The organism is Falsiroseomonas oryzae (genome assembly GCF_027856955.1).
In the GTDB taxonomy this organism is placed as follows: domain Bacteria; phylum Pseudomonadota; class Alphaproteobacteria; order Acetobacterales; family Acetobacteraceae; genus Falsiroseomonas; species Falsiroseomonas oryzae.
Genome location: NZ_JAPSMD010000231.1, coordinates 1 through 8,538, shown reverse-complemented (window position 1 = coordinate 8,538; position 8,538 = coordinate 1). Strand labels below are relative to the sequence as shown.

At 74.7% G+C, this 8,538-nt stretch carries 1 protein-coding gene; it reads left to right on the top strand.

The annotated features are described in order from the left end of the window. Positions 1 to 8,538, top strand: an 8,538-nt coding sequence (locus OZN99_RS19535) for a beta strand repeat-containing protein (protein ID WP_270936939.1), incomplete at both ends; no start/stop codon positions are given.

Here is an 8,538-nt window from a genome sequence, read left to right as displayed (position 1 = left end):
CTGCAGCCGGGCTCGCGCGTCTTCGCCGATGGCCGGGTCGGCGGCACCGGCACCGAGCGGCAGACCGGCGGCAGCGGCGAAGGCGCGGGCGGCGAGGTGATCGTCGCCGCGACGGACCGCGCGGACGCGCTCGGCGGCATCTTCGCGCGCGGCGGCGTGTCCGGATCGCCCGGCGCCATCGTCGGCGGTGCGGGCGGCTATGTGGAAGTCACCTCGCCCGGCCAGGTGGTGGTGGACTCGTTCCTCAACGCCGTCGGCGCCACCAGCGCCGAGGGCGTCACCAGCGGCGAGGCGCTGGTGGCGGGCGGCGACCGCGTGCGGCTGATGCCGAACGGGACCTTCTCGCTCGGCACGGTGCCGGCCGGGGAGTCGCAGATCAGCTACGCCACCGTCGCCTTCAACAACGCGCCGCTGACGGTGGAGGCCGGGCGCCGGCTGGAGATGCCGGGGAACTTCGGCAAGGGCGACGACCTGACCCTGCGCACGCGATCCACCACCACGGCGCAGCTGCCCCTCGATCCGCTGAACCCCGGCGCGGACCGGCGGAGCGGCGTGTTCATCGGCGGCGACGTGAACATCAACGGCCGGCTTGCTGTTGAAACCGCCGGGCTGTTCGAGGTGCGCGGCGGCTTCCAGAGCAACGCGCCCTTCACCACCTACCGCACCGGGCTGGATGTGACGGCGGGCGGGATCGTGATCGCCGGCCCGACCGGGGCGGGCAGCAACGCCATCACCTCCCCCACCTTTGCGCGGCTGCGCGCGACGGGCGCCACGACGGACCCGAACGTGCTGAACGGCGCGGTGGCGGTGTTCGCCCCCTTCACCTCCACCGGCCCGGTCACCGTCGGGTCGGACAACAACTTCGTCTATGTCGGGCCGGCGAACCGCGTGGCGGACTTCGCCCCGCGCGCCGCGCTGCGCTTCGACGGCGTCGGCAACGACCTGCTCGTGGCGGCGGGCAACGCCGTCGCCGGCCTGCCCTTCGCCAACCTGGCGCGCGTCTGGGGCGGCGGCACGGTGCGCGTCGCCACGCCGCGCGAACTGGTGAACGGGGCCGGATCCATCGGCTGGAACGCCGCGGCCGCCGTGCGGGTCGAGGCCGCCACCGTCTTCAACGCCGGCGAGATCGGGGGGAACGTCGCCGATCCCGCGGCGGAGGCGGCCGGCGCCTCGCTGCTGGTGCGCGCGCCCGGCGGGATCGAGAACGCGGCGGGCGCGCTGATCGAGGCCGGGCAGGTCGCCAGCCAGACGGACAGCGGCTGGCTGTGGCTGGACACCACGGGCCAGCTGCCCTTCGGCACGCTGACGGTGCCGGCGGGCGGCGCGGGCATCGTTAACCGCGGCACGATCCGGGCCTACCGGGTCGCGACCGTCACGTCAGCCGCGGGCGTGGAGAACGTGGCGGGCGCCAGCATCGCCGCCGGCAACAGCGTCGCGGGCACGCATGGCGTGCGCATCACGGCGCCGGGCACGATCACCAATGCCGGCACGATCAACGGGTTCAGCAGCACCCAGCCCAACCCCTCGGGCAACGGCACCGGGCCCGCGGTGCTGCTGGTGTCCGGAACGGAGGTGGTCAACACCGGCGCGATCACCGGATTCGGCGTCGGCACCGGGCTGGTGCTGGGCGGCGGGGTGCGGGTGGATGCGCGCGGCATCGCAGAGCCGGGCGGCGCGCCGCTGTTCCGCGATGCCGGCGGCACCGCCCTGCCCGGCGGCGCGGTGCGCAACCAGGGCGGCTTCATCGGCGGCCATGGCTGGACCGAGGTGAACGCCGCGACCGACGTGGTGAACAGCGCCGGTGGCCAGATCGGCTTCTCCAACTTCCTCACCGTCATCCCGGCCGGGCTGCCGCGGCTCTCCGTCACCGCCGGCGGGCAGATCGTCAACGGCCTGCCGGGCGAGACGGTGCGGAGCCTGATGCGCGCGCTCTCGCCCAATCCCTTCGACCCGGACTGGGAAGGCGTGAAGCTGACGGCCGGCGGCGGCGTGGTGAACCGCGGCGAGATCTCCACGGGCAATGTCGGCATCCTGCGCATCGTGACCACCGGCGCCGGTGCGGGCCTGGTGAACGACAGCGGCAACGCATCGCTGCCCGCCCGCATCACCGCGGACCGCCGCCTCGACCTCGACATCGCCGGCAGCCTGTTCAGCCGCGGCGAGATCGGCGCGGGCGGCGTGAACGGCACGCTGCGGATGCGCAGCAACGGCGACCTCGACATCGGCTTCGCCGACCCGGCGGCCGCGATCACCTCGACCGGCATCGAGCTGGTCGCAGGCGGCGCGATCCGAGTCGGCGCGCGGCTGCGCTCTCTGGCGGCGCTGACCCTGGACGCCGGCACCGACATCGTGCTGCGCTCCGCGACGCTGGAGGCGGATTTCAGCACCACCAGCACCGTCACGCTGCGCGCCGGCGGCTCCGTCACGCAGGAAGCCGGGCATGGCGGCATCCGCACCTTCGGGCTGACGGCGAGCGCCGGCACCGGCAGCATCCTGCTCGACGGCGGCGGCAGCCGCTCCGACACGCGCAACGCCTTCGCCCGGCTGGACGGCGCGACGGCGGGCGGCGACATCACGCTGCGGCCAGGCACGGTGCCGCTGACCATCGCCGGCGCGATCGCCGCGCCGGACGGCACGGTGACGCTCAATGTCTTCGGCGCGACGCAGCAGTCGGCCGGCACCATCGCCGCGCGGGAACTACGCATCGATTCCGGCAACACGGTGACGCTCAACGCCACGGGCAACGCCGTGGCGCGGCTGGGCGCGGGCGACCCCGGGGCGAACTTCACCTTCGTCACCGAGGGCGACCTGCAGGTCACCGGGCCGCTCGGCAACGCGACCTTCTTCAACCAGAGCGGCGCGGCGATCCGCCTGACCTCCGTCACCGGCTCCATCACCCAGGCGGCGACCGGGGCGGGGATCACGGCGAACAACCTGGTGCTGAGCGCGGCGGGCGACGTGCTGCTGGACGGCATCGGCAACGCCATCCAGTCGCCGCAGGGCTCGGCCGGCGGGATCTTCCGCGTGACCGGCGCGCAGAGCGCCGCCATGGTCATCACCAGCCCGATTGCCGCCCCCGTGGTGGAGCTGCGCAACGCCGGCGACATCACCCAGGCCGGCGCGGGCGCGGTGATCACGGCCGACACGCTGCGCGTCGCCGCTGGCGGCGCGGTGCGGCTGAACGGCACGACGAACGCGGTCGGCACGCTCGGCGCTTCCTCCGCCCGCGGGGAGCTGCTGCTGACCAACGGCCGGGCGCTGACGCTGGACGAGGCCATCGACGTCAGCGCGAACGGGGCGCTGCGGCGCATCGTCGTGACCAACACCGGCAGCATCGGCGCCGGCCCGGCGCTGACCGGCGCGACCGGCGTGCTGGAGCTCAACGCCGACGGCGCCGGCGCCCAGGTCTCCGTGAACGGTGCGCTCGCCGCGGCGACGCTGCAGGGCCGCGCGACCACGCTGTTCCGCGCCATCACCGGCGGCAGCGCGCTTACCCTCGGCGCGATCACCGCGCCGGAGATCGATGCCGGCACGACCGGCACGCTGACGCTCAACGCCAACCTCTCCGCCGCCACCGGTATCGCGCTGACCGGCGGGACCGGCATCAGCCAGACCGGTGGCGTGCTGACCACGCCGCGGCTGCGCGTGGCAACGACGACCGGCGATGCGGTGCTGGCGCAGAACAACGCCACGCCCGCCCTGGCGCAGAGCAGCGTCGCCGGCCTTCTCTCGCTGCGCACCACCGGGGCGCTGGCGATCACCGGGCCGGTCGGGGCCGGCACGCTGCGTCTGGTCGCCAATGGCGGCGGCATCACGCAATCGGCCAGCGGCGCCGGCATCACGACGGCACGGTTGGAGCTGACGGCGCCCGCCGATGTCACGCTCGCCAGCACGGAGAATGCGATCAGCGGGCTCGGCGCCGTCACGCTGACCGGCGGGCGCACGCTGACGCTGCGAACCGGCGGTGCCCTGCATCTCCAGGCCGCGGTCAGCGTTGCGACGCTGGACCTGACGGCTGGCGGCAACATCACCCAGGCGCTGTCCACCGGCGGCAGCGCCCCGCCCGCGCCGATCACCGCGACCCAGCTGCGCGTCGCCACTCCCGGCAATGTGGAGCTCTCGGGCTTCGGCCCGGGCACGCCACGGCTGACCACGCCGCTCTACGGCAACAGCCTCTCGCAGCTCGGTGCCAGCACGGTGGGCGGACGGCTCTATGTCGAGGCGAACAACGCCGCGCCCTTCGCCATCACCGGCCCGGTCAGCGCCGGCACGCTGGAGATCACGACGCGCGGCAGCATCACGCAGACCGCGCCGGTCACCGCCGACCGCCTGTTCGTCGCCAGCCGCGGCGACGTGACGCTGACCGACCCCGGCAACAGCTTCGCGCGGCTGGGCAACGGGGAACTCGGCGGCGCCAATGTCCAGGGCACGCTGCGGCTGTCCACCCAGGGCGACCTGGAGATCGCCGGCCTGTCCTCCGCCGGCACGGCCTTCCTCTCGGCCGGGGGCAACATCACCCAGGCGTCGAGCCTGGCGGGGCTGTGGGTGTCCGGCACGCTGCACGCCACGGCCGCCGGCGGGACGGTGCGGCTGACCGGCTTCGAATACACCGACTCCACCGGCTTCTTCACCGGCAACGAGATCCGCCGGCTCGGCACGATCAGCGCCGCCGACGAAGTGAGCATCCGCACGATGCTGGCGCTGAGCGTCGAGGCGCCGCTGTCCAGCCGCCTGGTGCACCTGGCCACGACCGGCACCGGCCGCACGGTGACGCAGGCGTCCGGCGCGACGGTGGCGGCCGAGACGCTGCGCCTCGACACCAGCGGTGCGGTCACGTTGACCCTGCCGGGCAATGCCGTGCGCGGCCTCGGCGCATCGCGCATCGGCGGGCTGTTCCAGCTCTCCGGCAGCGGGCCGCTCGACATCGCCGGCAACGTGCAGGCGCCGGAGATCCGGCTCGACATCGCGGGCGCCATCACCCAGTCCGTCGCCGGCCTCATCACGCCGCTGCTGCGCGCCAGCGGCACGACGGTGGCGCTGGACTTCGGCAACACCGTGGACGCGCTGGGCGCAAGCGGCGCGAGCGGCGGCCGCTTCGGGCTGTTCAGCACGCGCGCGCTGCGCGTGACCGGTGCGGTCACCGGCGCGGAGGTGGTGCTGGACGCGACCTCGCTGTCCGTCGAGGCGCCTGTCAGCGGTGCGATGACGCTGCGCGGGCGCAGCGGCGACGTCACCCAGACCACCGCAGGCGCACTGACCGGCAGCCTCGCGGTCTCGGCCGGCCGGGCGATCGGGCTGGACCAGGCGGCGAACCCGATCCCGACGCTCGGGGACGTCTCCGCCGGCACGGCCGCGCGCATCGCCACGAATGGCGCACTGGCGCTGACCGGCTCCGTCACGGCGCCGCTTCTCGTGCTGAACACCGGCGGCGCGATCACGCAGCCCGGCGGCGCGCTGGATGTCGGGCGGCTGGAGGTGACGACCAGCGGCGCGGTCACGCTGGACCGGGCCGGCAACGCGATCGACGTGCTGGCCGCGCTCACCGCCCCCGGCATCACCATCGTCTCCGCCGGCGACATGGAGATCGCGGGTGCGCTGAACAGCGCGAGCCCGCTGGCGCGGACCGACATCTCGTTGCGGACGGGCGGCAACCTGGTCACCGGCACGTCCTCCATGCTGGCGCGCAACGTGACGCTGGCGGCCGATGGCGACGTGACGCTGCGCGGCGACATCCAGACCACGCTGGGCACGACGCTCGCCGTCACGGCGGGCCGCGCCATCGCGCTGGAATCCGGCACGATCGACCTGGGCCAGCTCGTCGCGGGCGGCCCCGACCGCACCGGCACGCGGATCGAGCTCCGTGCGGGGGCCGGCATCGCGCAGGCCACGACGCATGGCGGGCTGCGCGCGGAGACGCTGCTGGCGACGAGCACGGCCGGCGACGTGCTGCTGTCCGGCGGCGGCAACCGCCTCCGCAACCTGGCCGGCGGCAGCGCCGGCGGCACCTTCCGGCTGGTGGTGCCGATCAACCTGCCCGAAGGCAGCAACCCGCTGCAGATCACCGCGCCACTCTCCGCGGCGCTGGTGCAGCTCGACTCCCATGCCGGTGTCCGGCAGAACGCCAACGGCGCCGGGGTGACGGCGAACGAGGTCCGCTTCTCGGTCGGCTCCGCGCTGGCGGAAGCACGGCTCGACGGCAACGGCAACCGCATCGGGCGGCTCGGCAGCAGCAGCTACTACGAGAGCAACGAGTTCCGCATCGTCACGTCCGGCACCCTGGAGGTCGTGGGCCCCTTCCCCTCCACCTTCCCCGGCGGGCAGTCGCCGCCCAGCCTGACGCTGCGCCTGACCTCGACGGATGGCGGCATCACGCAGCCCGCGGGGAGCCCGGGCATAGCCGCCGGGCTGGTGCTGAATGCCGGCGGCGGCAATGTGCGCGTGGCGGAGCCGGGCAACCGCATCCCCGGCCTCTCGGGCTCGGCCACGGGCAGCTTCATCGTGGTGGACAGCCTGGGCGTGCCGGGCGTCAGCGGCATGGGCACGAACGGGATCAGCGCGCCGGAGATCGAGCTGCGCAGCGCCGGCATCCTCGGCGCGTCCAGCCTGGTCACGCCAGTGCTGCGGGTGGTTGCGGGCGGACTGGTCAACATCGATGGCACCAACGCCATCGGCACGGTGCGGGAACTGCGGGCAGTCGGCAGCGCGACCATCCGCAACAACAGCGGCCCGCTGCTGCTGGACGGGCCGATCGTCGTCACGCAGGCCGGCGACGCCCGGACCCTGCAGATCAACGTCGTCGGTGACATACTGGGCGGCCCGGCCCTGGCGCTGCAGACCGGGCGCCTCGCGCTCGGCAGCAGCGGCGGGCGGGTGGAGCTGACCTCCGGCATCACCGCGGCGCAACTGGATGTCTTCGCCGCCACCAGCGCGGACGTCGCCGCGACGGCGTCGCTGCTGACGGTGCAGGGCGCCACCGCCCCGACGCTGCGCATCGGCTCCACCGGCGCGCTGTTCCTCGACGGCGACCTGCGCGGCACCAGCAGCGTGACGCTGGCGGCCGGCACCGGCATCACCCAGGCGACGGGCACCGCCGGCACGCCGCGCGCCATCGAGACGCCGCTGCTGCGCGTCGGCACCACCGCGGGCGATGCGATCCTCGACAACCCGCGGAACTTCGTGCGCGCGCTCGGCCGGTCGGACGTGGCCGGGCGGCTGATGCTGGCGTCCCGCGCCGACAGCGCGGCGCTCGCCGCCGACCCGCTGCTGGTCAGCGAACCGGTGCGCGCCGGCGTGCTGGAGATCGCGCTCGGCTCGGCGCGCTTCGGCACGGATGCGATCCGCCAGGCCGCGACGGGCGCCGCCATCGAGGCGGGCACGCTGCGCGTCGCCGTGGACGCCAATACCGGCCTGCCCGCGACAACGCAGAACGCCCGTTTCACCGGCGCGGGCAACCGCATCGGCACGCTCGGCGCCGGCAGCCTGCTCGGCACGCTGGCCGTCGCGACGGCGGGCGACATGGCCATCGCCGGCCCGATCAATGTCGGGACACTGGACGTCATGGCGGCCGGCAACATCACCCGCGGCGTCGGTGGCGGCGTAACCGCGTCGCGGCTGGTCGCGCGCAGCACCGGCGGCGACGTCACCCTGGCCGGCCTCGACGTCCCCGCGGTGGAAGGCGCCGCGGCAGGGCTGCTGGACATTGCGCTCACCGCCCCCGGCGGCGCGACGACCGGCCCGCTGAGCGGGAGCCGCGTCCGGGTCGGGACGACCGGCGTCCTGACGCTCGGCGCGTCGATCAGCGGGACAACTTCGGTGGAACTGCTCGGCGGCGGCGGCGTCGGTCAGTTGGCGGCCGGCAACATCGCGACGCCGCGGTTCATCGCGCGCGCCACCACTGGCGACGTGGTGCTGACGCAGGGCATCGCGGCCGGGTCGGTGGAAGGCGCGGCAGCCGGGCTGTTCGACGTGGCGCTCGCCGCGGGCGGCGGCGTCGGTGCGATGGAAGCCGGCCGCGTCCGGATCGGCTCGCCGGGGGCGCTGACCATCGACGCCGCCATCACCGCCACCACCTCGATCGAGCTCAGCGCCGCCAGCGGCATAGGACGCAGCGCCGCAGGGCGCATCACCACGCCGCGCCTGACGGTGCGCAGTACCGCCGGCGACGTGGTGCTGAACGACGGCATCGCGGCGGCCTACGTGGAGGGCACGGCCGGCGGGCTGTTCGACATCGCGCTGGCCGCGCCCGGCGGCGCGAGCACGGGGCTGCTGAATGCCGGGCGCGTGCGGGTCAGCTCGTCCGGCGGCTTGACGGTCGCCGCGCCGATCACGGCAACCACCGCCATCGAACTCGCCGCGGCGAACCTGCTCGGCCAGACGGCAGGCGGGGTGCTGACCACGCCGCGCCTGGCCGCGACAAGCACGGCCGGCGACGTCCGGCTCGACGCCGCGGCGAATGCCGTACAGGCCGTGCGCGGCAGCGCGGCGGGGCGCTTCGCGCTGCGCACCGGCACGGCGCTGACGGTGGACGGCGCGCTTGCC